This is a genomic window from Variovorax sp. 10N412, from assembly GCF_056394985.1.
The window spans coordinates 1-21,024 of record NZ_JBFTIO010000032.1; the positions used below are offsets into that span (position 1 = coordinate 1).

24 protein-coding genes and 1 pseudogene are annotated in these 21,024 nt (G+C 61.3%); 12 read left to right on the forward strand and 13 right to left on the reverse strand.

Translation table 11 applies throughout. The features are described from left to right. Positions 1-436: 436 nt before the first annotated feature. Entirely contained in the window at positions 437-574 is a 138-nt protein-coding gene (locus AC1DJH_RS32635) for a hypothetical protein (RefSeq protein WP_478188564.1), read from the reverse strand. Here AC1DJH_RS32635 and AC1DJH_RS32640 point away from each other — a divergent pair. The 4 genes and pseudogenes from AC1DJH_RS32640 to AC1DJH_RS32655 all read left to right on the forward strand — a co-directional run. Beyond that, a pseudogene (locus tag AC1DJH_RS32640) lies at positions 546-746 on the forward strand (SOS response-associated peptidase family protein); the annotation flags it as partial. The gene AC1DJH_RS32635 and the pseudogene AC1DJH_RS32640 overlap by 29 nt on opposite strands. Positions 747-1,131: 385 nt before the next feature. Continuing rightward, entirely contained in the window at positions 1,132-1,941 is an 810-nt protein-coding gene (locus AC1DJH_RS32645) for an alpha/beta fold hydrolase (protein ID WP_478188543.1), read from the forward strand. Positions 1,942-1,948: 7 nt separating this feature from the next. Further along, on the forward strand, positions 1,949-3,073 hold the full coding sequence (locus AC1DJH_RS32650; protein ID WP_478188544.1) for a PAS domain-containing sensor histidine kinase: 1,125 nt from the start codon (positions 1,949-1,951) through the stop codon (positions 3,071-3,073). Positions 3,074-3,267: 194 nt separating this feature from the next. Next, on the forward strand, positions 3,268-3,639 hold the full coding sequence (locus tag AC1DJH_RS32655; RefSeq protein ID WP_478188545.1) for a hypothetical protein: 372 nt from the start codon (positions 3,268-3,270) through the stop codon (positions 3,637-3,639). A gap of 273 nt (positions 3,640-3,912) precedes the next feature. Here the strand turns inward: AC1DJH_RS32655 and AC1DJH_RS32660 are convergent, their stop codons facing one another. The 3 genes from AC1DJH_RS32660 to AC1DJH_RS32670 all read right to left on the reverse strand — a co-directional run bounded on the left by AC1DJH_RS32660 (position 3,913) and on the right by AC1DJH_RS32670 (position 6,121). Continuing rightward, positions 3,913-4,236 carry a hypothetical protein gene (locus tag AC1DJH_RS32660; RefSeq protein WP_478188546.1) on the reverse strand — a complete coding sequence of 108 codons (324 nt, stop codon included), beginning with the start codon at positions 4,234-4,236 and terminating at the stop codon, positions 3,913-3,915. Between the two features lie 44 nt (positions 4,237-4,280). After that, entirely contained in the window at positions 4,281-5,186 is a 906-nt protein-coding gene (locus AC1DJH_RS32665; RefSeq protein WP_472119948.1) for a response regulator, read from the reverse strand. 140 nt (positions 5,187-5,326) lie between these two features. Then, positions 5,327-6,121, reverse strand: coding sequence for a response regulator transcription factor (locus tag AC1DJH_RS32670; RefSeq protein ID WP_478188547.1), 795 nt, complete (start codon positions 6,119-6,121; stop codon positions 5,327-5,329). Positions 6,122-6,236: 115 nt separating this feature from the next. On the opposite strand from AC1DJH_RS32670, the gene AC1DJH_RS32675 reads away from it, so the two are divergent. The 3 genes from AC1DJH_RS32675 to AC1DJH_RS32685 all read left to right on the forward strand — a co-directional run bounded on the left by AC1DJH_RS32675 (position 6,237) and on the right by AC1DJH_RS32685 (position 9,902). Beyond that, the gene (locus tag AC1DJH_RS32675; protein WP_478188563.1) at positions 6,237-8,219 is read left to right on the forward strand and encodes a sensor histidine kinase; all 1,983 of its coding nucleotides are present in this window, start codon (positions 6,237-6,239) and stop codon (positions 8,217-8,219) included. 690 nt (positions 8,220-8,909) lie between these two features. Beyond that, positions 8,910-9,320, forward strand: coding sequence for a DUF3606 domain-containing protein (locus AC1DJH_RS32680; RefSeq protein WP_478188548.1), 411 nt, complete (start codon positions 8,910-8,912; stop codon positions 9,318-9,320). Positions 9,321-9,686: 366 nt separating this feature from the next. Further along, positions 9,687-9,902, forward strand: a complete 216-nt coding sequence (locus AC1DJH_RS32685) for a hypothetical protein (RefSeq protein ID WP_478188549.1) — start codon at positions 9,687-9,689, stop codon at positions 9,900-9,902. Between the two features lie 196 nt (positions 9,903-10,098). Here the strand turns inward: AC1DJH_RS32685 and AC1DJH_RS32690 are convergent, their stop codons facing one another. Beyond that, positions 10,099-10,305, reverse strand: a complete 207-nt coding sequence (locus AC1DJH_RS32690) for a hypothetical protein (protein WP_478188550.1) — start codon at positions 10,303-10,305, stop codon at positions 10,099-10,101. Positions 10,306-10,911: 606 nt separating this feature from the next. Between AC1DJH_RS32690 and AC1DJH_RS32695 the strand changes: the two genes are divergently transcribed. Together AC1DJH_RS32695 and AC1DJH_RS32700 are read left to right on the forward strand one after the other, a co-directional pair. Further along, positions 10,912-11,088 carry a DUF3606 domain-containing protein gene (locus tag AC1DJH_RS32695; protein ID WP_478188551.1) on the forward strand — a complete coding sequence of 59 codons (177 nt, stop codon included), beginning with the start codon at positions 10,912-10,914 and terminating at the stop codon, positions 11,086-11,088. After that, on the forward strand, positions 11,088-11,348 hold the full coding sequence (locus tag AC1DJH_RS32700; protein WP_478188552.1) for a hypothetical protein: 261 nt from the start codon (positions 11,088-11,090) through the stop codon (positions 11,346-11,348). Before AC1DJH_RS32695 ends, AC1DJH_RS32700 begins: the two co-directional genes overlap by 1 nt. A gap of 81 nt (positions 11,349-11,429) precedes the next feature. Here AC1DJH_RS32700 and AC1DJH_RS32705 read toward each other — a convergent pair whose 3' ends face one another. The 7 genes from AC1DJH_RS32705 to AC1DJH_RS32735 form a co-directional block, all read right to left on the reverse strand. Further along, positions 11,430-11,777: a hypothetical protein gene (locus AC1DJH_RS32705; protein ID WP_478188553.1), complete on the reverse strand. Its 348-nt coding sequence runs from the start codon at positions 11,775-11,777 to the stop codon at positions 11,430-11,432. Continuing rightward, positions 11,767-12,630 carry a metallophosphoesterase gene (locus AC1DJH_RS32710; RefSeq protein WP_478188554.1) on the reverse strand — a complete coding sequence of 288 codons (864 nt, stop codon included), beginning with the start codon at positions 12,628-12,630 and terminating at the stop codon, positions 11,767-11,769. Before AC1DJH_RS32710 ends, AC1DJH_RS32705 begins: the two co-directional genes overlap by 11 nt. Before the next feature lie 362 nt (positions 12,631-12,992). Further along, positions 12,993-13,853, reverse strand: coding sequence for a metallophosphoesterase (locus AC1DJH_RS32715; protein WP_478188555.1), 861 nt, complete (start codon positions 13,851-13,853; stop codon positions 12,993-12,995). A gap of 75 nt (positions 13,854-13,928) precedes the next feature. Then, a complete protein-coding gene (locus AC1DJH_RS32720) occupies positions 13,929-14,705 on the reverse strand; it encodes a hypothetical protein (protein ID WP_478188556.1) in 777 nt (258 codons plus the stop codon). Beyond that, positions 14,702-15,934: a type II toxin-antitoxin system HipA family toxin gene (locus AC1DJH_RS32725; RefSeq protein ID WP_478188557.1), complete on the reverse strand. Its 1,233-nt coding sequence runs from the start codon at positions 15,932-15,934 to the stop codon at positions 14,702-14,704. Before AC1DJH_RS32725 ends, AC1DJH_RS32720 begins: the two co-directional genes overlap by 4 nt. A 675-nt stretch (positions 15,935-16,609) precedes the next feature. Next, the gene (locus AC1DJH_RS32730) at positions 16,610-17,341 is read right to left on the reverse strand and encodes a metallophosphoesterase family protein (protein ID WP_478188558.1); all 732 of its coding nucleotides are present in this window, start codon (positions 17,339-17,341) and stop codon (positions 16,610-16,612) included. Positions 17,342-17,367: 26 nt separating this feature from the next. Then, positions 17,368-17,799 carry a hypothetical protein gene (locus AC1DJH_RS32735; RefSeq protein WP_478188559.1) on the reverse strand — a complete coding sequence of 144 codons (432 nt, stop codon included), beginning with the start codon at positions 17,797-17,799 and terminating at the stop codon, positions 17,368-17,370. Positions 17,800-17,979: 180 nt separating this feature from the next. On the opposite strand from AC1DJH_RS32735, the gene AC1DJH_RS32740 reads away from it, so the two are divergent. After that, entirely contained in the window at positions 17,980-18,285 is a 306-nt protein-coding gene (locus tag AC1DJH_RS32740) for a helix-turn-helix domain-containing protein (protein WP_478188560.1), read from the forward strand. 103 nt (positions 18,286-18,388) lie between these two features. On the opposite strand, the gene AC1DJH_RS32745 is transcribed toward AC1DJH_RS32740, so the two are convergent. Beyond that, positions 18,389-19,465: a site-specific integrase gene (locus AC1DJH_RS32745; RefSeq protein WP_478188561.1), complete on the reverse strand. Its 1,077-nt coding sequence runs from the start codon at positions 19,463-19,465 to the stop codon at positions 18,389-18,391. 229 nt (positions 19,466-19,694) lie between these two features. Here AC1DJH_RS32745 and AC1DJH_RS32750 point away from each other — a divergent pair, with 229 nt between their 5' ends. Together AC1DJH_RS32750 and AC1DJH_RS32755 are read left to right on the forward strand one after the other, a co-directional pair. Continuing rightward, the gene (locus tag AC1DJH_RS32750) at positions 19,695-20,720 is read left to right on the forward strand and encodes a DNA-binding protein (protein ID WP_478188562.1); all 1,026 of its coding nucleotides are present in this window, start codon (positions 19,695-19,697) and stop codon (positions 20,718-20,720) included. 191 nt (positions 20,721-20,911) lie between these two features. Continuing rightward, positions 20,912-21,024 (forward strand): winged helix-turn-helix transcriptional regulator (locus tag AC1DJH_RS32755; RefSeq protein WP_478187412.1); only part of this gene is annotated, 113 nt, incomplete at its 3' end.

A 21,024-nucleotide genomic window follows, 5' to 3' on the forward strand; every position in this document is an offset into this window, starting at 1 on the left:
CCCCACATAAACACTGGTGGCCACCATCGTGTCTTGCAGGGTCGGACGTGCCCCTTCAATCGTTGCGGAGAAGACGCGTCCGCTGCCAGTCTGAATATTGCGCATCACGCTGCCCTTGCACTTCCGGTCATGCACATCGACTAGGGACGTTGTGCGATAGAAGGTGAGATGCCGCTCGAAATGAGAATCGAGGTACGAACACGGTGCTCATGAAAACGGCATAGACCGTCAATAAGCAGCATCTCGGAGCTGACCCTAGTTGTTTCAGTTTGTTGCAAATGTAGGTCAAAACGCTTCAAAACCCTAATTGTCGAAAACGAGACCTTGAAGCACTGGCGGCCACCGCGGCAACTTCGGGCATGCCACGGACTGATCCCTAACTTCAGGAATCTGGCCGCAGGCCGTGGGAATCGTTGTGGGGTGCCGCATGTGCTAGTCAGCCCAGATTCGAGCCGACTACAAGCAGTTCTTCCGCATTTTCGGCGGCGCGCTCACCTTGCAAGCCTTTGCCAAGCTGTACTACAAGCGCCAAGGCAATCCAACGGCCTGACTTGCTCTCGTTCGCGGTCATCATGGACGAGCCGCCGGTCGAGATCCGTGCAGCGGGTCACGACCGATGTCCCATTCAGCTCAAGCCCGAGAACGTCGATGCTTGGTTGAGGCCGGATTTGGGTAATTTGGGTGCGCAGTACGCCATCCGCGACGACTGCGCGCGCCCGTACTACGAACATCGTCTCGCGGCTTGATGCGTTTTGCCCAGGGAGCCCATAGCCGCGGAGCATGTCTGCAACTACGGCGGCCGGTCGGAACACTACAGGCCATCGTCCGACAGAAGCACGTCTTTGGGATTGGTAGCATCAGGCATTGACGCAAGTCTCACGATTGTTGCAATCGAGATTACCGAAGCCCTCAAGGTTTCGTAGTTTCTATGCCGACACATGCGCCTTGTCCCAAGCTCAAAAGCCTACTGCCTTATACGCGTCTGGCGGAAGTTGAGAGTGCTTGATCGCTGCGATATGGCCCGCCGTGCGGTCTGTATTTTCTGTAAAACAACTTCGAATCACACGCAGCGGTTTGATGTCGGTGGCCGCACTGGTTGATGCCAGACTGCAGCGAGCCGCTTGGAGAAATATGACTGAGTATCTGCAACACCGCAACAATGTGAAGGTCGCCGGCACCGGGCCCGCCACTCTTTTTTTCGCCCATGGCTTCGGTTGTGACCAGAACATGTGGCGCCTGCTTGAACCAGTCTATCGAGGCCGGTACAAGACCGTCCTGTTCGATCTCGTGGGTAGCGGAGGCTCCGATCTTGCTGCCTATGACCATGCGAAATACGACTCGCTTTCCGGACATGGAGACGACCTGGCTGAGATCGTCAATGAGTACCGTGAAGGGCCTGCGATCTTTGTCGGCCACTCGGTCAGCGCGATGATCGGTGTCTTGGCGGATCTGTCGCATCCGGGGCTGTTTGCTGCACACGTGATGGTCGGGCCGTCCCCGTGCTATATCAACGATGGAGACTACATCGGCGGGTTCGAGAGGGCTGACATCGACTCGTTGTTGCATACGCTGGAGAGCAACTACCTCGGCTGGTCCAGCACCATGGCGCCGGCCATCATGGGCGCTCCGGAGCAACCTGAACTCGGCATTGAGTTGACGAACAGCTTTTGTCGCACTGACCCGGAGATCGCCAAACACTTTGCACGCGTGACGTTCCTCTCGGATCACAGGGACGCTATCGCGCGTCTGCAAAGCCCGTCGCTGATCCTCCAGTGCGACGAGGACCTCATTGCCCCGGTCGCGGTCGGCGAATACATGCACAAGGTGATGCCCAACAGCGTGCTGAAAGTCATCGAGAACGTCGGGCATTGCCCGCATCTGAGTCAGCCGAGTGCAAGCCACGACGCCATCGTGTCCTTCCTTTCGGAGCGCGGGTTCTAGCAGACCCATGGCTGAACCTTCACCGCCTCATGACGCGCTGCTCGACGGCGCGCCATGCGGTTTGCTGCTGACCGACGCAAAGGGTGTCTTCCTGCGGGTGAACCAGCCGTTCTGCGTTTGGCTGGGCTACAGCAAGGCGGAGCTGGTAGGAAAAAAGCGCCTGCAGGATCTTCTGACGATGGGCGCGCGGATCTTCCATCAAACGCACTGGGCACCTCTGCTGGAAATGCAGGGTTCGATCTCCGAACTGAAGCTCGACGTCAAGCACCGCGACGGAAGCTCGGTCCCGATGGTGCTGAACGTGATACGGCACGGCCACGGCCCTGACCACACCCAGGAAGTAGCCGCGTTTGTTGCTCGGGACCGCGACAAGTACGAGCAGGAGCTTTTGCTTTCGCGCAAAAAGCTCGAAACGCAGGTGGCCGAGGTGGTGCGTCTGCAGGCAGAGACGAAAGATCGGGCATTGTTTGCTGAACAAATGGTGGGCATCGTCAGTCACGACCTGCGCAATCCGCTTTCCGCAGTCACTACCGGCATCCAGGTAATGTTGAGGCAGAGCCCAACTGAGAGTCAGGGGCGCGTGCTGTCGCGGATGGCGCACTCCGTGGACCGGGCTCACCGACTGGTCTCCGACCTGCTGGACTTCACCGCCGCGCGTGTTGGCAAAGGCATCGCGATCAGTCCACGCCTGGTCGATCTGCACGAGGTGGTGGCGCAAAGCATCGCCGAGCTTTCCTTGTCATTCCCCACTCGCACGCTTCGCCACGAGAGCAGTGGTTTGGGCGAGTGCCGCGTCGACCCCGACCGAGTCGCGCAACTCGTTGGGAACATGGTCGCGAACGCCATCAGCTATGGCGACGCGGACAGTGACATCACGGTCGGGAGCGCGGCGCCCGTCGTGCTGGGTCCGACGGAGGTCTCCGTCCACAACTGGGGCCTTCCCATCCCACCCGAAAAAATTTCGTCTCTGTTTCAACCCATGGTTCGTGGAGTAACGACGAGCACGGGCCGAAGCGTTGGCCTCGGGCTGTTCATCATCTTGGAAATCGCCAAGGCCCATGGTGGTCAGGTCACCGTCGACTCAAGCAGCGAGCTTGGGACCAAGTTCACAGCCACGCTCTCGAACTCTTAGACCGCCTTGAGCGGCGATTCGGTCGAGACACGAATGCCTGGGCCATCCCCGGTGGGTATCGATCTGCAGACGTGCGGCGCCAGGCATGGTCTGCCATACCGTCGGCGCCCGCGAGCAGCGTTGCAAACAATGGCGATTCACACGAACATCCCGGTTGGCGCTCTTGGCTCGAATGCCGCGGAAAGGAAACGGGAATGAATCTGCTGACCGTCGAAATGACACACGACAGCGGGACGGATTTCGCGAGCTGGTCCACCAGCGGCGAGATACCGCCATCCGAGGCCTTTGATCGACTTATCCGCGTGCTGGCAGAAACGAGAAGGACGATGGAGCCTGCGTTTCCTGAGACGCTACCCGTTCTGATCAAGGTACCGCCACAGGTCGATGGGGCTGCTTGGCAATGGTCGATAGAAGCAGATGGCAGCTTGGTTCTGAACCTCCGTCACCCCGGTCTCGGCTGGCTCGGGTTTCGGATGCCTGACGTCGATGTGTTCCACGAGAACCTGGCGAACGTCATCGACCAGCGGAATGCGCTACGCGCCGAGTTGAACCCGCCAGCAAGTTGAGCCGCGGGAATCGCAGCGCCTGGCGACGAGCGCATAGGGATGTATCAGCGCGCCGGTGAATGGAACTGACGCTTGGCCGCTGCGGGGGTCCTTTTCAGCCGTAGATGCGGAGCTGCTACGACTGGTCAGTTTTGAGTTGGTTGGCGCGCGATCTTGTTGGTGACCACTCGGTTTCGCCGTCTGCACCAAGTCATTGCTGGAGCATGGTTGCAGCAATCACATCGAGTTTCCTCAGAGAGACCGCTACGCCTCTAGTTGACTGAGACGAGGCTCCTAGCCGTCAGAAACGACATGAAGCCGAAAAGACTGGCCTTCTGGGTTGCTCAGCCAGGGCTTAGCTGCTTGGTGCGCGAGGCCATGTGCAGCCCTCCAGCGCATCACGCGCTCCAGCTGCTGATCCGAGACATCTGTCGGTCGTTGCTGGGAGTCTTCCTGCCACGCCCGAAAGCACATCAGCATTTTCTCGGCACTGCCGAAGTGTTCTTCAAGCGACTGCAGATAGAGTGCTGCGGCGACCATGGTGTCGCTGAGCGTCGCTTGCGTGCCTTCCACCGTGACGCAGAACAAGCGTCCCCCGGTTGTCGAAAGATCTTTCATGACCGATAGGTGGTCTAAGGGACGGCCTTTCTCGACGGTGCATGTCACGTCTGCGCATCCCGCTTGCGATAGAAGGAAGGCGTGCAGCCGAAACGCGCGCGGAACGCGGTAGAAAAGTTGGCTGCACTGGAAAAGCCCACGGCCTGCGCCACCTCCTCAATGCTGAGTGCGGATTCCCGCAGGAGCGTGCAAGCTCGCATCAGCCTTGCCGCACGCACGAATTCAAACACCGTCTGACCGGTGTGCGCGCGGAACGCCCACGACAGGCGCTTCTCGTGTGTACCTACCTGAACCGCCAACACCGGAAGCGGCGGGACGTTGGCAAGGTCGGCTTCGACGATTCGCAACGCGGCCTGCACCAGGACTTTTTCCGCGTCGTATGCCACGCGCTCGATGCGGACATCGCCTTCATCATCCAATCCCTTATCCCGACTTTGAACGCCGGCGCTGGTGCGCCGCGTCAGCGCGAGGTGAACTGCCACGCGCATCAGCAATTCGTCGGCCTCGAGTGGCTTTTGCACACAGTCGACCGCGCCTTCTTGAAGGCTCCCAAGCCGCGCCTCGAGTGTCGCGCGGGCGGTCATGAAGATCACCGGAATGTGTGAAGTCAAGGGATCGGCGCTCAACAGCCGCGCCGTCGCAAGGGCTGCTGGCACGCCGGGACCCACATCCAGCAGGATCAGGTCGGGCTGGAGCGCAGTCGTGCGACGGTAGCCCTCGATGCCCTCGGCAGACAGACTGATACGGTGTCCCGCCGGGCGCAACACCTTCAGGATGGTTTGCTGGTCCCTCGTGTCTCCTTCAATGACCAGGATGTGTCCGGGAGCGGCCGAGGGGCTGCACCGGTCCGCGGCTCGAAGCGAAGAGACATGCCGCGCGGCGGCACTGGCGTGTGAATGGCGGGCAGCCGCGATCCCGCAATGGGGCCGCTCCAGCAATCTCGTGAACATGTATCGGGCAGATTCGTCATGGTTCGACAACCTGCATCGTGCCGGCTCCATCGCTCACAAGCATGGTCGTTTTCTGACGGTTTCTCACCGTTCCTGACCGTGCAGCTTGGCAGAAGGTGGCACCTTGCCAGCGTCGAGCACTAACTCGCGAACACGTAGCCCGTCCCGCGAACCGAATGCACCGGCAAGCGCATGCCCAGCTTTTCGGCTTTCCGACGCAGGCGGCTTGCCATCGCATCGATCCGGTGTTGATCGAAGTCGAACACGTTGCCGCCCAGCGCGACGATTAAATCGTCGCGGCTCACCGGCGCGCCACGCTGCTGGAAAAGGCAACCGAGAAAGGATCGCTCGGTCGCCGTGAGCGTCATTCGGCGGCCATCCGGGTCGCTGACCACCCAACCGCTGTCCCGCAATGACCACGGCGCGGGCGGACGGCCAGTAGCCCGAGGAGACGATGCTCCGGCGCTCCGTTCGGCATGCAGCCGTCGCCCGACTGCCCTGAGCGTTTCCGCCAATTCCATCATGTTCACCGGCTTCACGAGGTAGGCGTCGGCGCCCTCGCGCAGCCCCAGCACCCGGTCTTGCACGCTGCCGCGGGCCGTGAACAGCACCACGCCCACGCCACGGGCTGCCCGCAGATGCGACACGATCGACAGTCCGCTTTCACCCGGGAGGCCGATGTCCACCACGGCGATGTCGCAAGGCGCGATGGCGAAGGCCTTGTAGAAAGAGGCGGCTTCGGGAAAGCCCAGCGCCTCGAAGCCCAGCTCGCTCAACGCGAACACCGTTTCTTCACGGATGTCCTCGTCGTCCTCGATCACATGGATGCGAAACAGGGGGGCGTCTCTCTCGGGTTGCATTCGTCGCGAAGTATAAAGACGTGCTCGCGCGCCGGTGGCACGCAGATCCCTCATCAATGCAGCCTGCGCAACCATGTGCCTTCCGTCTTCTTGCGACCGCTGCGGCAGTTGGCTTGTCTTTCTTCGCCGATTCCTGTGTGCGTGCGCAGCGCTTGGCCTTGGCTGCTTCGCGCCCTACGCCAGCGCGTTGGTGCTTTCGGCCTCGGACGGGCTGCACGAACCGCTCGATCTTTCCGTCGCGGCCGAAATCCAGCGGGATCCCGCAGGCCGTTGGGAGATTGCTGACATGGCGAGCGCCGGCCCGCAGAGCCGCGGTTTTGCGCCGCTCGGAGGTCCGGTACAGGAAGGATTCACCCGCGACGCCGTGTGGCTGCGCCTGGTCCTTTCTCGCGCACCGGATGCCCCGGCAGACTGGCTGCTGCGCATTCGTCCGCCGCGCATCAATGAAGCGGTGCTGTACTCGCCGGACGGCCACGGCGGCTTCACGCGCATCGACCTTGGCGATCGCCAGCCCTACGCACTGCGCGAAATTCCGGACCACAACATTGTTTTCCCCTTGGCGTTGTCGACGGCGCCCGCCGCCTACTTCTTGCGCCTGCGCAACGAGGGGCCCGCCCTGCGCGCCGAGCTCGACCTCTGGCAACCGCCCAGCTTCGCGAGGGAGCGGACAACGGACTATGTGGTGATTGGTTTGCTGCTGGGTGCGGTGGTGCTGTCGGTCTGCATGAACCTGATCTTCATGTTCTGGCTGAAGGACACGCTCTATGGCCACTATGCGCTGTACGTGCTGGCTGTCGCCGCGCTGACGCTCAACCGACAGGGCTTCGTGGCCCAGTGGTTCCTCGATTCGCACCCCGCACGGGTCGCCCAGACCCTTGTGGTCGTCAACTGTCTATTCAACGCCGTCGCGACCACCTTCATGGCCCGCATCTTCGGATTCAGGCGGCATTGGAAGCCGGCGGCCGTGTTCTTCAGCGCGGTCACCGTGTTCAACCTGCTGGCGTTCGTCGTGGCGCTGACGCCTCATTACACGCTCATCGTGGCGTGGGTCAGCGCGGGAAGCGTGCTTTCGACGTCGTTCGGCGCTCTCTTCGTCGGCTACCTGCTCGTGGTGCGCCGCCAGTTTCAATACTGGTTGCCGGCTTCGGCCTTCTTGGTCGGCACCGTCCTGGGTATCTACGGGCTCCTGAAGCTGTGGTTGGGCGACCTGTTGCCCGGCGCGCAACCCGAGCGCCTTTACGTCGTCGGAAGCATGATGCACCTGGTGCTGCTGAACGCGGCGGTGGCCGACCGCACACGCCGCGCGGAGCGCGACGTGCGCCTGGAACGGGAGAAGGTGCTTTCCGTGCGCATTGAGGCCGAGCGTGAACTGGAGTCCACGGTCGTGAGGCGCACGCGCGAGCTGGCGCAAGCGAACACCACCCTGCACGAAGAGATCGCAGCGCGCGCCCGCCTGGAGCGACAACTGGTGCAATCGCTCGAAGCGGAACGCAAGGCGATCACGCAGCAACGAGAGTTCGTCTCGATGGTTTCCCACGAGTTCCGCACGCCGTTGACAGTCATCGACGCGGCGGCGCAGTCACTCGACATCTCCCGGCACGGTGCGCAACCTGCCGTGAAGCTGCGCACAGAGCGCATCAGGCGTTCCGTGCAGCGCCTGACGATGCTGATCGAGAATGTCTTGCAAGCGGAGCGTCTGCAATCCGGCGACAGGACAATGCGTCCGGAACGGGTCGACATGACGGCACTCACGCGCGCGTTGTGCGACAGCCTCCACGTCGCGGACCCCTCGCGACTTTCGCTCGATCTGCAAGATTCGCCCGTGGTGGTTCGCGGCGATCCCGCCTTGCTGGACATTGCACTTCGCAACCTGGTTCACAACGCGCTGAAGTACTCTCCCGTCGAATCCCAGGTGAGCATTCAGCTGCAGGAGATCGACGGCCGGATCGACATCGTGGTGACGGATCAGGGTGCCGGCGTCGCGCCGGAGAACATAGAGCGCATCTTCGAGCGATATTTCCGTGCCGAAAGTGCGTCTGCGGTGCCGGGCACCGGCCTCGGCCTGCACCTGTCTCGCGACATCGCTCGTCTGCACGGTGGCGACATCCTGCTCAGGGCAGCTTCCAGGATGGGCTCCTCTTTCGTGATGCAACTGCCCGCGGCCGGTAACTGATCAGGCATAGTCGTTCGACACGCCGACGACCTCGATCTAGAGCCGATCTGACGTGTCGTGGCTTGGCGCGCCAACACCATCCAGGCGGGAGCCCAATCCGAGAACACCGAGGTCCAAGGGCGCCACGTAGCCCTTAGAGCCAATCCTGCCGTGCTCGACGAAGTTGCTGACCGTCTTGCCCGGTGGACTCCCTTCGCAGGGGCGGAGTGGCCGCCATATCCTTTCCGGATACTGAGAGGCCGGCGTGAATCGCGTGCCCTATGCATGGTGATCCAGTTCTATCCACGCTGGGGCATGGTCGCTGGCCACTTCTAGACCACGCACGGCTTTTTCAACGCCAGCAGATACCAGCAGCGGCAGGAGCGCCTTGCTAACCAGAAGATGATCGATGCGCGACACCAAGGTGGGAAAGGCAAGAAGGCCGAACCAGCCGAGGTTTCGGCTTTAAGGGCATGCTCGGTTGCGAAGCGGATGCGTTCCCAGGCCGGAAAAGCAAGTTGCAGCCGCCTTGGCAAAGCACCACCCCTTTTTCGATCTTGGCCGAGCAACACACAAAAATGGGTGAGCCGGGGACCTCTAATCATGACCCTGCCCAGCTGGGCGTAAACGCTTGCTGAGCCCCGCTGGCGACGACCGCCTACAACGGCAGTCCGCGATGCCTTGCAAGGTGCACGCTTTTGGGAGAAACCTATGACAGACGACAGCAAAAAGACCGCACTCGACCGCAAGCTCATTTCTCTTGAAGAAGATTACGAAGTGCGGGACTGGACTAAAAGCCTGGGCTGTCCTCAGCGCCGTCCATACGCGGCAGACATCGCGCCGAATTTGCTGAAGGCAGTAGAAGCAGAGATCGCCCTGGGCTGCACAGGCCCGGCGTCAAAGATACTGCAGGTGAAGATGAGATTTCCGCATGGGACTGCTAAGGTCGAACTTGGAAGTCCCCGGTTGCAAGAGATGCAGAGCGGGCGCCGGGCTGAGCGCTTTCGGCGGGTGCGTCCACAAGACGCGCGGTCGGGTAAAGACCCGAGAGATCACATTCTATTTGCTGGCTTCGCAGGTGTGCAAGGGCCCACGCGTAGGAGAACCGCTGTCAGTCGGTAGCGCGTTTTGAATATGGCCGTGGCGTCACTCCGAGATCACGCTCGGTCTTTACGTCTGCAATTAGGAAATCCATGGAAACAAAACGAGAGAACAAGCGAGGCGATCTAGCTCGCCGCTTGATGGCGGGACTGTTGGCGCTCATCGCCGTTTGCGTGGTGGTGGTGCTCGTGGTCTATGGTCTCAAGGATCCGAACAAGGGACCTGGGAACGTGCCGGCGGTCGGCGAAGCTACGCCCCTACGCGACAACGGAAGCCCACCCACGTCAAAGTAGCGGCTCGAGTCCGCCCGAGTTGCCGCGCGCATCTGGACGCAGGTTCAGGCGCTCGAACTTGCACTCAGCCGACCGCACTCGAGAGGCCCTGGCCATGAAACTGATGACCGTCGAGATGACCCACGAAACTGGCACGGATTACGCGAGCTGGTCGACCAGCGGCGAGATTCCACCGGCCGAGGCCGTCAACCGACTCATCCGCGCCTTGGTAAAAACCAGAAAAACGATGAAGCCAGCGTTTCCGGAGACGCTGCCCGTGCTCACAAGAACCCGCCACAGGTCAATGGGGCCGCTTGGCAATGGTCGATAGAGGCAGACGGCAGCTTGGTCCTGAACATCCGCCATCCCGGACTCGGCTGGCTCGGATTCCGGATGCCTGACGTTGATCTCTTTCACGAGAACCTGACGAACGTGATTGACCAAACGAAACGCGCTTCGCGACGAGTTTGCGCCCCCGTGCGGCTAACGCACCTGGGTCATTGGCCCGCTGCAGTCCCTTTGGGTAGTTATTGCTGCCGCCGTCGCCTACCTTCTCGGTACAGCAGGCCCCCTATCTCCGCCAAGGCGACCCAGTCATCCTCGGTGAGGTGCTTACGCGCCATGTTCATCCAAGCTGCTAAATTGGCAATGGCATCGTCCAGCCCCTCACTGCTGCCCTGGATCTCAAGAAGCTCTGCTCGTTGCTGGAAGAGTTGGACGGTCGGGTGAATCATCTGAGGACTGTGCGCTCCGTGCTGAGGAAAAATCGCCCTACTCGCCTGGGAGCGACAAAGATCGAGGCGAGTCGGCCGCGATTCGAGTCTGCCACTCATTGATGAACTGGTCCGCACGCAACTGCAGGCGACTTAGCACTTCCTCGCGTGTCGCTTTTGGGCAAGCACGAACACACAACGGGTCTCGCGACCTTCCCGAAGCTCAGTCTTGCCCGAGCAAGCGCCATCGGCGTCCTTTAACTCCAGCCAGCAACTCCACCAGCGGGCAAGTCAAGTCTGGTGTTTGGTCGGAAATGAGCAGGCCGATAGTTTTGCTATCCCGAGGATACGCTCATAGCACTTCCGCTCTCTGACAGAGGTTAAGTGGTTCGCAACGACGCCAGGGGAGTTCGCCGCCAGCGGTCAACTTGAGCAGCGCGCGCTGTTTGACGTTGCTAAGGCGCCACCTCATGGGAGCTGATTCCTAGTTGCTTGCGGGCTGCCCATTGCAGCGGCACGTAGGATAGTCGCTGCAAGCCGGAATAGTTTTTTGCGGATGGTCGGTGGCCCGCCGCTGGCGCAATTTAGCGTCTGAGGCTGGCGAGGTGCCGACTTTTGGAGACCATCATGGCAGATGATCCCAAGATGACTGGCTTAGACCGAAAGCTGATCGCCCTGAACGAGCCGCATGAGGTGCTCTCCTGGAAGAAGTCACTCGGTTGCACCGAGGCCCAGCTCCGAGACGCCGTCAAAGCCGTCGGCAACTCGGCCGAGGCAGTTCGCGTGTACCTGAAGAAAAACTGATGTCGCAGATCCGTCGGATCTCGGTCCACGTGGACGAACCCGACCCGGGGCACTTTTACTGGGTGCTCATGGAGGAAGGGGATGACGCCTCCCAATGGCGCGAGCTTGAGTCCGCAGATGAGGGCTACGACATGTGGCTCGATGCGCCGCAGGCCGGGACAAAAGCATTGCTCGGGTACGCGCCCGACGAACGCATTGGCCCTCGTGAGGTCGGCGGCGACGACGAGGATGCCACACCCGTGGGTATCCCCATCGGGTGAGCATCCAATGGCCCTTTACGCGCTGACCACCTGCTCATTCCGTTAGACTGGATTGGGCGTAACCTTTAATCCACTTGCGCGCTAAAACCGCGGATAGTTGGGATTCCGACCGTAGTCTTCGTGCAGGTAGGGACGCGGCCGACGAACCGCATCGATGGCTGCGAACACCCCAGTCGACACGTCTCGCCACTGCGTGATGCCGCGCCACTTCAGCCAGTTTGGCAGCACGAACCGGTCTTGGGCCCCTGTGCCAGGCTGGCCGTCAAGCAGGTATACCTTGCCGTCCGCCGTCAGGCACGCAGCTTCGGGGTAGTTCCATTTCACGATTTCGGCGGTCACGTTCTCGCAGCAGATCAAGTGGCGAGTTCCCCCCGCCAGTTCGATGACCTGCCAGCCAAAGCACGGATGCGGGGCAACGTCATCGTGCATAGCCGGCTCCTTCTTGCGGCACGTCAATCACAAGGCCTGGGTTGAATGCGCCGTTCTCAGGCTCCCCGTGCCAGTTCACGTAGCCACGGGGATTGCTGACAACACGGCATCGGTCCACGTAATAGTCGAAGCTTTGGTGTGTATGGCCGTGGATCCAGAGGGCGGGAACCTCGAAGAACGTCGGCAGCATCTCGTTGACGTATCCGCTAGAAGACCAGTCCTGAGCATGCTTCGGTGCGAGAGAGAGTCGATGAGGCGCATGGTGAGTGACGACCACCGTCGGGCCGCTGAATGGCTCACCTAGCTTCCTGCGCAGCCAAGCGCGTTGGCGTCTGTGGAGCAGCAGCGTGTGCATCGGGGTCAGGCGCCGCGCTCCACGCAGGCTGGACATCCAGGTACACGCCTTCGGATCGTCTATGCGGATCTCGGCATAGTCCGGGAGGAAGCGCGCGCTATCGGCCATGGCCCGATAGCGATCCGACAGCATACGCATGGGCTGCCCGGGAAAGCCTGGATCGTCGATGCGGAGCGCGAAATCCGTCCACAAGGTGCACCCCAGGAATCGGACACCGGCGATCACGATTTCGTCGCAGTCCAGGAAGCCGACGCCCACGGCATTGGCTTGGCGACGCATTTCAGCGAGTTCCTCATGCATCGCAGAGCCAAAGTACTCGTGGTTGCCCGCAACCAAGACGACCGGCTTTCCGGGAAAGCATTTGGTAGCCCACGCAATCGCATGGCGACCGGGTGAATGAATATCACCGGCGAGGATGACGACGTCGAACTCGACCTTGCCATCGAGCTCGAACGGCTCGAACTCGAGGTGCAGATCTGAAAGGACCAGCAGTTTCATCGGAGCATCAACCGCGCGGGTGGCCGAAGCGGCTGCCAATGCTCGTCGTAGACGTACGAAGGAAACAACGGGCCCCCTTCGACAGAAATGCTGAAGATGCAGTGCTCATACAGCCATTGTTTGGTAACAGCCTGCGAATTCGCTGCAGGCACAGCAATCCTGCGCCCTTAGTTCATCGGCCGACAGCCGCCCGGTCCCCTCCGAGATTGCTGTACAGCCCTGCCTCTCGAGTTCGAGGCAGAACGTCGACCTCTCTTCAGAGTCACTCATGTTGGGACCTCCCAAGGCGTTCCGAGCGTTCAGGCCTTCCAAGGCTCTGGCCATCTCGGGCTCAGTACGAAGGTCAGAAAGAATCCGCAGTTTCATTGGTGGTCCGCCAGCGTGGTTGGAAGCTCTACGACAAGCCCGGCGTTGAAGTCATCGTTCTCGGGAACTGCCCTTCTTGAGCCGAGCATGTAGCCACGAGGGTTGCAAATGACACGACAATTCCCAACCGTGTAGTCGAAGCTCGTGTGCGTATGGCCATGCACCCAGAGCACGGGCACCTTGAAGAAATCTTCGGGAAGCTCGCTCACATAGGCCCCCGACACCCAATCTGTCGCGTACATAGGGGCCAGCGAATTGCGATGCGGCGCATGGTGAGTCACCACAACCGTTTGGCCAGCGAACGGTTCTTTGAGCTTTGTTGCGAGCCACGCGCGGTGGACCTCGTGCATGTCCAGCGTGTCTTCCGACGTCAGGAGTCGTTTCGACGACCGCCCGTGCTTTGGCATCCCAGACACCTCTTGGTCGTCACGAACCCTAATGGCCCGGTAATCTGACATCACTTTGCCCGATTCAGATACTGCACGCCGAGCCTCTGACCGAAGTCCGTCTTCGGTTTCGATGCGCACGCCGAAGTCCGTCCAGAGCGTGCAGCCGAGGAAGCGCACTCCGTCGATCACGGCTTCGCTGCAATCCAAAGCGTGGACGTTGGTACCTTGCGAAGCCTGTCGCAGCTTCACAAGCCCGCTGGACACCACATCCCCGTAGAACTCGTGATTGCCCGGCACATAGATGACGGGCAACCTGACTCCGAAGTTGGTGCTGCGGCGTGCCCAGTGAACCGTCTTCACCGCCGGCACGGCGATGTCCCCCGCAAGGACGACCGCATCGAACTCGACTTCAGGCACTGCGAAGGCTCCGAACTCGAGATGCAGGTCCGACAAAATGAGCAACCTCATGGCGCGGGCCGCCTCATGTCCAGAAGCGCTCGGCGAAACCGCTCGTCCGAGAAGCAGCGAGCCTCCGGAGCAGATCTAGTCATTCCACTCTCTTTGTCGGGCAGAGGTCCAAATGGTCGCTCCCTTCCAGTCCTTGTGACCCTCCTTGAAGGTGTCGGCACGGTGCTCTGCGCATAGCGATGCCCAAGGACCTTGGTCGTTATTGATTTCGGACGGTGCCCCGCAGACGATGCAGATAGACCGGAGCTTTGCCTCGACCTGGCGGATGACCTCATTGATCTGAAGAGCAACCGCGTCATGGTTCTCTTTCGATTCGCACACCGCACGCGTCACGCTTGACGGCAGTTCGTCAACTATGGCGACGCGAGACCTGCCCTGCAGCCGGTAAGTGAGGCTAGGTGCGCCGTACTTCTCGCTCATTCGGGTCCAATGGAAGCCGCGCTTGTCGGCGCCAAGCAAGGCATCGATTCGGTGGCATGTGTCAACAAGGGGCGGAAGCCAACCGTGAAAGATCCGGTAGGCACGCCGATTGTCTGCGCCCTCTAACGGGAACATGTACGGGAAGCGTCCCTGCAGCTCTGTCGAGGTTCTGACCTCGATCTCGACGCCCAGCTCGTGCACGAGCTGTCTTTCGTGATTCACGAGCGATCGTTCATCGATCCTGTCCAAGTGCGGCTTGTAGATCGAAGCGATGGTCTTCCCATCGAGTCGGCTTGCTTCGGTGTGTTGACACGCGAGAGCTCCACGCACGGGGTAGTCGCTCAAGACGTACGGTGCTTGCAGGCTGTCGGATGCGGCAATCACCGACGGTTCGGTTCCGGTGGGGACCTCGGACGGCACGAGCGGCTTCATGACACCCTCCCGTCGATCGCTCGGAACGCAGGAGCGGTAATCCGAACTTCTGGCCTCCCAATGCCGAGCATTGCAGCTTCGTGTTCCCACCTACGCACTACATCGAGCACTTGAGTCGCAATGGCTGCGGCGGCGGGCGCGGTCAAGCCGTAGAACGCTGCGGTCCCAACCACCGTGTCCAAGTTCGGCCGGTTGTCCGAGTGATCGAGGTTCAGGGTGTGAGTCGTCTTGTCAACGTCCGGGTTCACATCGAAGGCGGGGGCCAGCCGCCAGGCGTTCTTTTCGCGAAGGAAACCGTGGTTTCGCAGATGGTCATCACGGTTTCCCACCGCGACATTGAAAACAACTCGACGAAACAACTGCGCGAGGTCCTGGCCGATGTGCTGGATACCCTGTGACTTGAGGAACTGTGCGATCTCCAGATAGCTTGCGTTGTCGCCCCTTTTCTTGCCCAGAAGCGTCATAGCAGAAGCGTAGAGCCGACGTGTCCCGCCCGTGCGGTCAAAGCGCTTGATGCAGAACGTGCGAAAGCCGCTACCTAGCGACAGCAATTTGGCCTCCGGTACCTCAATCCCTGCACGCCTCGCAAGGTAGTGCACAAGAAACTCCCAGGCGCCGACATCGCGCTTGTCACTCAGCATGGAGAACTTGGCAATCCACAGCGATCCGTTGTCCCCATCCAGGAAACTGACCTTCGGCCGTGCGCCCCCCAACGATGCTCCCGGAATGCGCAAGGTCGTCAGGGCACGCCGAGATGCCTCGGTCTTGAGGAGTTGATGCAAATCGAGCTCCTGCGAGGCAGCCGCGAGGTTGTGCAGTTCGGCGGCGGGGGGAGCTGGCACGGCGCCGGCATCAATGAACTGCGCGGCACCCGCCGGGCGAAGCCGCAGCGCACCCTGGCGCGCCAGGTCCTGCACCTTACACATGACGTTCCATGCCAGCAGCTCACGCGAACCGCGGCGCTCGTCACGCGATTGAAGCCGCTCCCACTGTGCCATGAGCGTCTGCCCCCAACGATCGGGGCAGATGTCTCTGAATACGGCGAAGTTTCCGGGCTCGCTCGGCGCAAAGAAGAGCTGCTCGCTCAGCGGCAGGTCAGGACCGAGGGAAAAGCCATGCGCATCGACGAGCCACGAGTCGGTGTAATGGAACCGGATGTGGCCGCGATCATGAGCAAGCATGCCCACCTGTTGCAGCGCACCCAGGTCGCTGTCAAGCCAGACCTCCAAATTGCTTGCTCCGGTGTCATCGCTTGACCTCATGACGCAGCAGACCACTCAGGGCACCATACAGCGACCGTCATCCTTTTCCGACTGGCCCGCCTCATGACACGTTCGTACCGAAGCGACTCGCTCGGAACCCGTGGCGACTTGGACCTGACTCTTCGGCCTCCTGCTTGCAAAGTGTCATGTGCAGTGTCACGATGCACCGACAGGTTTGCCATGTCATCCAAGAATACATCTGCCTCACGTGGGCCCAAGCGGTCCAAACACAGCGGCGTCGAGATCGACGTGGTCGACGTGGCAGAGCTCTGGGCATTCAAGCGTGAATGGCAACGCAAAGACGTCGAACGCGTACGATCGGGGCAGTGCACTCCTGATCGAATGAGCTGGTTCTCACACGAGAGGGCGCGCAGCGTGAAGCTCGTCGACTGTTCGTATTGACGGCGTGATTGCAACCAGTCGTTGTCGCGGAGATCTGGTTGCCAATCGCGGTATATGAGATAAGCCTTGCTCATCGCCCGACCTGCTTCACGCGCCGCCTGAAAATCACCGTCGAGTCGCCACGGTACGGCGCACGTTGAGTCGATGCCCCAGTGATTGGGATCAGCTCGCCAGTGCGTCGACAAGGCAATTGATGTAGAGGCCGCTCGAGAAGTGAGCGGCTGGAGGCATAAGACCGCGTCATCGCATTCCTCGCTCTTTGTCGGCCGTGTGCGGCCAGGGCAGAACAAATCCCTTGTCCACACCGAAAGCAGCAAACGGCGCCGACCCATCCATCAAGCCGTCGCGGACGTAGTCGATGGTCTCGTGGTGGTGCCCGTGGACCACAAGTGTGGCTCCAAGCGCGACGGCCAGGTCATCGAGGACCAGGAATCCGCGAGGATGGGCAGACGGCGCTTCGTGCGTGACCAGGATGTCCGCGCTTTGCAAGGACAGAGAATCGATTTCGTCCGGGAAGATGCTCGAATGGTGCTTGCGCGCGTAGCCGCCCCTCCAGCCATCGTGCGCGGTGGCGCGGCCCCTGCGCGCATGCCTGAGCAGCTCGTCTCTGGATCTGAACGGTGCCTGTGACGGCGGCTGCGCTGGATCCCAGATCTTTTGCCGGAAGACGCCGCCGAGCCCTGCGACTCGGTAGCCGGCAATATTTCGGACAATCCCGTGCAGGTTGCGCTCAGCGAGCTCGGAGCCGAATAGACAATCGAAATCCTCGTCGGTATCTGTATCGTGGTTCCCATGGATAAACCACACGTCGGTCTGGTCGACGATAGACGACAGCTCCAGATGCAATGGTCGCCGTGGTTGAAGGTCGCCTAGAAGAACAATCGCTTCGGGTCGGTACCGTTGCACTGCATCCGTGATCGGCGCGAACGCGCCATGCGGATCTCCAAAGAACATGATCTTCGGGGCGTGCATTGGATTCGTCGAGCGAGCGCCGAGGCTCAGCCAGCCTTCGGCCCGGGCCAGACTTGGCGATCGAGCGTGATCGATGTGTCGGACCCATGGTGCACAAAGCGCGCGCCACCCTCTTCCTCCATCAGGAAGTGCGCGGTGTCGTCACCCATTGCGCCGCGCGCGGACCAGAGCTTCGAGACCTCTCGCAGCTGCATCCGGTACGGGTCGCTCCCCAGCGGCATCAGGTATTGCAAACGCTGAAGCGCAGAAACCCCCACTTCCTTGATCAGGCCTTCAAGGTCCTTCTCTAGCAGGAGGAAGGCACGAGCAGGAAATTTGCTCTCGCCCACCGATGCGATCCATGTGGGAAGGAAAAAGCGCATCGGGAAGCTGAGCATGACTGTCTTCCATCCATCAAGCTGGATCCCGAGAATTGGTGGAGTTACGCCGGTGCGATCGTCGGGTGATGTCAGGAACATCTCGCGGCTCCTTTCAGGGCTAGATGCGAACGAATGGCACGCGGCGATCGCCAACATCCGATTCGCAGCTGGAGCGCTGCCGGCGCGGTGTGAACCTCGCTCGCATACTTACTTTTGAACATCTTAAATGAACCCTATAGGTTGTAGCCCTATGGGATTCTAGATGAGGCAATCGAGGGAATGAAATCCTTTTCTTCTCTTACGCCAAAATCTGACGTTGGTCGCGCGCTTCGCATCGCCCGAAAGGCGAAGGGAGTGCCACAAGAGGACTTCGATCTCATCTCAAGCAGGACTTATGTGTCTGCTTTGGAGCGCGGAATCAAGCAACCGACGGTTTCGAAGGTGGACGACCTCGCTTCCGTATTGAAACTTCATCCGCTGACGCTGCTGGCGTTGGCCTACTTGGAAAGGCCGACTTCTGCGGCCGTGGAAAAGCTCGCAGCCCGCGTCGTCAAGGAAATCGAAGACTTGGGCGTGGCGAGCTGAAACCTGCGGCACATATCGTGATCTGCAGCGCTCTATCGCTGCCCTCCGCGGTTTTTCGTGCACTTTCCCTCAGAACGCTCCATGGGCGGTGCCCCCCCCCGATCTACGCCGCCGGTTCGAAACGGTGGGACACGCTGCTCGCGCCTTCACCCAGCAAGTTCGCAACACGCGATCGGGTGCCGGCCTGGCTTTGGTAATAGCCCAATACGGTCGCGACGTTCGTGTGGCCCGTGAGGGCCATGGTGTCGGCCAAGGATACGTTCTGAGTGCCCGCTTCGGTCACGAAACCCGAGCGCAGTGAGTGCGCCGAGAAAGCGCCCTCCAAACCCGCCAACGCCGAGCGCTTCTTGACGATGTCACGCACAGCTGCCGGCGTGAGCGGCTCCGCCACATGGCGCTCCTTGCGAATGCGTCGAAACAGCGCCCCTGAGGTGATGCCGCTGGCGCTCAGCCATGCCTGCATCGCCTCCGCGGCGGGGCCGGCCACCGGCTTGAACATGTCCGCGCGCGCGGTGCCGGCCTGATTGGTCTTCGAGCGGCGCAGCTCATAGGTGAACGACCCGTCGCTCAAGCGCCTCAGCTTCTCGAATGTGGCGCCGGTGACTTCCGATCGCCTGCGGCCGCCCGACGCAAAGGCGAACAACAGCAACGCACGGTCCCTCAACCCCCGCAAGGACTCATCGCATGTCGCGAGCAGCGCCAGCAGCGGCTCTCGCGTGAGCGGCGCCTGCTTGCGCGGCGCGACCTCGCGCGCCGCATACGCACGGCGGAAGCTCGCGAGCGCCTCGCGCACGCGCGGGTCTTCGCAGGGGTTGGCCGCGCCCGCCAGGCGATGGGTCTTGGACAGAACGGCCAGTCGCTGCGCGACGGTGCCCAGCGACAGGGGCCCTGCCTTGCCCTTCCATCCATCGGTCACCAGCGCGGCGTCCACCTCGCTCGGCAGGTTGTGCGTCGGCGAAGCGTCCGCGTCCTCTCCAGGCGCCACCAGGTGGTCGGCCAGGAACTTCAGCACCAGCGGCACGGGCACTGGGAACGGCAGGGGCCGGCCGTTGTGGCGTGCGCGGTGCCAGGCGTCCCAGTAGCGTGCCGCGCCCTCGTAGGAGCGCACGGTGTTGGCCGACTGCGCTGCGCGCGCAACTGCCTGCAGCGCCGCCGCGGTTGCGACGTCCAAGCCCTCCACGGACGCGAGCGCATGGGGAGTGCCACTGTCGCCGGGCTGGGCGCGCGCCTCGGACCGGGCTGCATCTTCAGGGCGCGCCCTTGCGGATGCGCGAGTCGCTTGCCGATGGCTCGAAGGCTTAACATCTGACGATTTCATACATATGATGTTATTTATATAACGTACTTATAATTTAACTAACGATTAATCCCGCTAATCGTTGGTCATCGTAGCGGAATCAGGAGAAGTCATGGAATTGCAGTCCGGCGAAGTGTCCCGAGGCGTGAAAGAGCCGCAGGTGTGGGCCGCAGCCGACGAACTGCTCATGAAAGGACAGCGCCCCACGATCGAGAAAATCCGGTCTCGGTTGGGCCGCGGTTCTCCGAACACCGTCAGCCCAATGCTGGACCGATGGTTTTCCTCGCTCGGCAAGCGCTTGAGTGACGCCACGAACCCCGGTGAGGGACAAACCACGTTGAAGATGCCTCTTGTGGTGGGACGTCTGATGCAGGACATATGGCATGCCGCGCTGGGCGAAGCTGCCAACGCGCAGCGCGGCGCCGCCGAGGCGGAGCGCCGTGAGCTCGAGCTCTTGCGCGACGCCCTTCATGCGAAGGAGACCGCCCTGCTCACCCAAGAGGCGTCATTCGAGAGCCATCGCTTCCAACTCGACGCGGCGCTTGAGAGCTCGCAGCACGCGACGGCCACGATGCGCGAACAGCTCAATGCCGCCAACGCGCGCGCCGCGTCCGGCGACGAGCAACTTGCCAAGCTGCGCGTGATATTGGAGCAAGCCGCGGCCCACGAGTCGCACCTCAGAATGAGTCATGCTGAAGCACTCCTTGCAAAAGACAATGCCGTCCAGGACGCCGAGACCCGACATATCGCCCAAGAGCGCCGCCTCCTTGCCGATGTTGACCGGGAGCGCCAGGCGGCGCGCGCGGCCCTTTCCGATTTGGCCAACGAGCAGAAACGGCGCCTCAAGGCCGAAGAGGCGGCGCAGACCCTCGATGCCGAGCGCCTCGGCGAACAGCGCCGCGCCGAAAGGTTGACGACCGAACTGGCCCATCAATCGCAGGCCAGGACCCAGGAACACAAAAATCTTGAATCGCAGCTGAACGAATTGCGAGCAGCACTGCAGCGCGAATGCGTCGCCCACGCGCAGACGCGCGACATGTTGTCTGGCGCCATCGCCAAGGCACGGCCCTACGCGGTCAAAGTTGCTGCTAAACGCGCATCACGGGGCTTGGGACCCGGAAGATCGTCGTCGGAGTGAACACGCGCCACAATCGTTCGGTGGCGATGGTCACAGGCTGCCAGCGTTCCCCAGCATGGGCATTGCGGGCCTCCCTTCACCTTACTGTTGATTGCCGCCGAAAATTGACCCTCTAAACGAAGTAATTTCCGTCTAAGACTGACCCACGTAAAACCCTACCCTGCTCATTTTTAAAGCAGGGGATCCTAGGAGTGATAGACGTGGCGACATTGAGTGTCATCAGACGTTGGGCCCTGCGCGAGCAGATGTCCATCCGCGAGATAGCCAGGCGTACAGGCCTGTCTCGCAACACCGTAAAGAAGTA

Bases quoted from the DNA above. Each gene is read 5' to 3' on its own strand.
- AC1DJH_RS32685 (WP_478188549.1), top strand. From the start codon at position 9,687: ATGAAACTGATGACCGTCGAGATGACCCACGAAACTGGCACGGATTAC.
- AC1DJH_RS32690 (WP_478188550.1), bottom strand. From the start codon at position 10,305: ATGATTCACCCGACCGTCCAACTCTTCCAGCAACGAGCAGAGCTTCTT.
- AC1DJH_RS32665 (WP_472119948.1), bottom strand. From the start codon at position 5,186: ATGTTCACGAGATTGCTGGAGCGGCCCCATTGCGGGATCGCGGCTGCC.
- AC1DJH_RS32660 (WP_478188546.1), bottom strand. From the start codon at position 4,236: ATGAAAGATCTTTCGACAACCGGGGGACGCTTGTTCTGCGTCACGGTG.
- AC1DJH_RS32700 (WP_478188552.1), top strand. From the start codon at position 11,088: ATGTCGCAGATCCGTCGGATCTCGGTCCACGTGGACGAACCCGACCCG.
- AC1DJH_RS32635 (WP_478188564.1), bottom strand. From the start codon at position 574: ATGATGACCGCGAACGAGAGCAAGTCAGGCCGTTGGATTGCCTTGGCG.
- AC1DJH_RS32715 (WP_478188555.1), bottom strand. From the start codon at position 13,853: ATGAGGTTGCTCATTTTGTCGGACCTGCATCTCGAGTTCGGAGCCTTC.
- AC1DJH_RS32740 (WP_478188560.1), top strand. From the start codon at position 17,980: ATGAAATCCTTTTCTTCTCTTACGCCAAAATCTGACGTTGGTCGCGCG.
- AC1DJH_RS32680 (WP_478188548.1), top strand. From the start codon at position 8,910: ATGACAGACGACAGCAAAAAGACCGCACTCGACCGCAAGCTCATTTCT.
- AC1DJH_RS32710 (WP_478188554.1), bottom strand. From the start codon at position 12,630: ATGAAACTGCTGGTCCTTTCAGATCTGCACCTCGAGTTCGAGCCGTTC.
- AC1DJH_RS32650 (WP_478188544.1), top strand. From the start codon at position 1,949: ATGGCTGAACCTTCACCGCCTCATGACGCGCTGCTCGACGGCGCGCCA.
- AC1DJH_RS32670 (WP_478188547.1), bottom strand. From the start codon at position 6,121: ATGGTTGCGCAGGCTGCATTGATGAGGGATCTGCGTGCCACCGGCGCG.
- AC1DJH_RS32720 (WP_478188556.1), bottom strand. From the start codon at position 14,705: ATGAAGCCGCTCGTGCCGTCCGAGGTCCCCACCGGAACCGAACCGTCG.
- AC1DJH_RS32730 (WP_478188558.1), bottom strand. From the start codon at position 17,341: ATGCACGCCCCGAAGATCATGTTCTTTGGAGATCCGCATGGCGCGTTC.
- AC1DJH_RS32750 (WP_478188562.1), top strand. From the start codon at position 19,695: ATGGAATTGCAGTCCGGCGAAGTGTCCCGAGGCGTGAAAGAGCCGCAG.
- AC1DJH_RS32735 (WP_478188559.1), bottom strand. From the start codon at position 17,799: ATGTTCCTGACATCACCCGACGATCGCACCGGCGTAACTCCACCAATT.
- AC1DJH_RS32695 (WP_478188551.1), top strand. From the start codon at position 10,912: ATGGCAGATGATCCCAAGATGACTGGCTTAGACCGAAAGCTGATCGCC.
- AC1DJH_RS32655 (WP_478188545.1), top strand. From the start codon at position 3,268: ATGAATCTGCTGACCGTCGAAATGACACACGACAGCGGGACGGATTTC.
- AC1DJH_RS32645 (WP_478188543.1), top strand. From the start codon at position 1,132: ATGACTGAGTATCTGCAACACCGCAACAATGTGAAGGTCGCCGGCACC.
- AC1DJH_RS32705 (WP_478188553.1), bottom strand. From the start codon at position 11,777: ATGCACGATGACGTTGCCCCGCATCCGTGCTTTGGCTGGCAGGTCATC.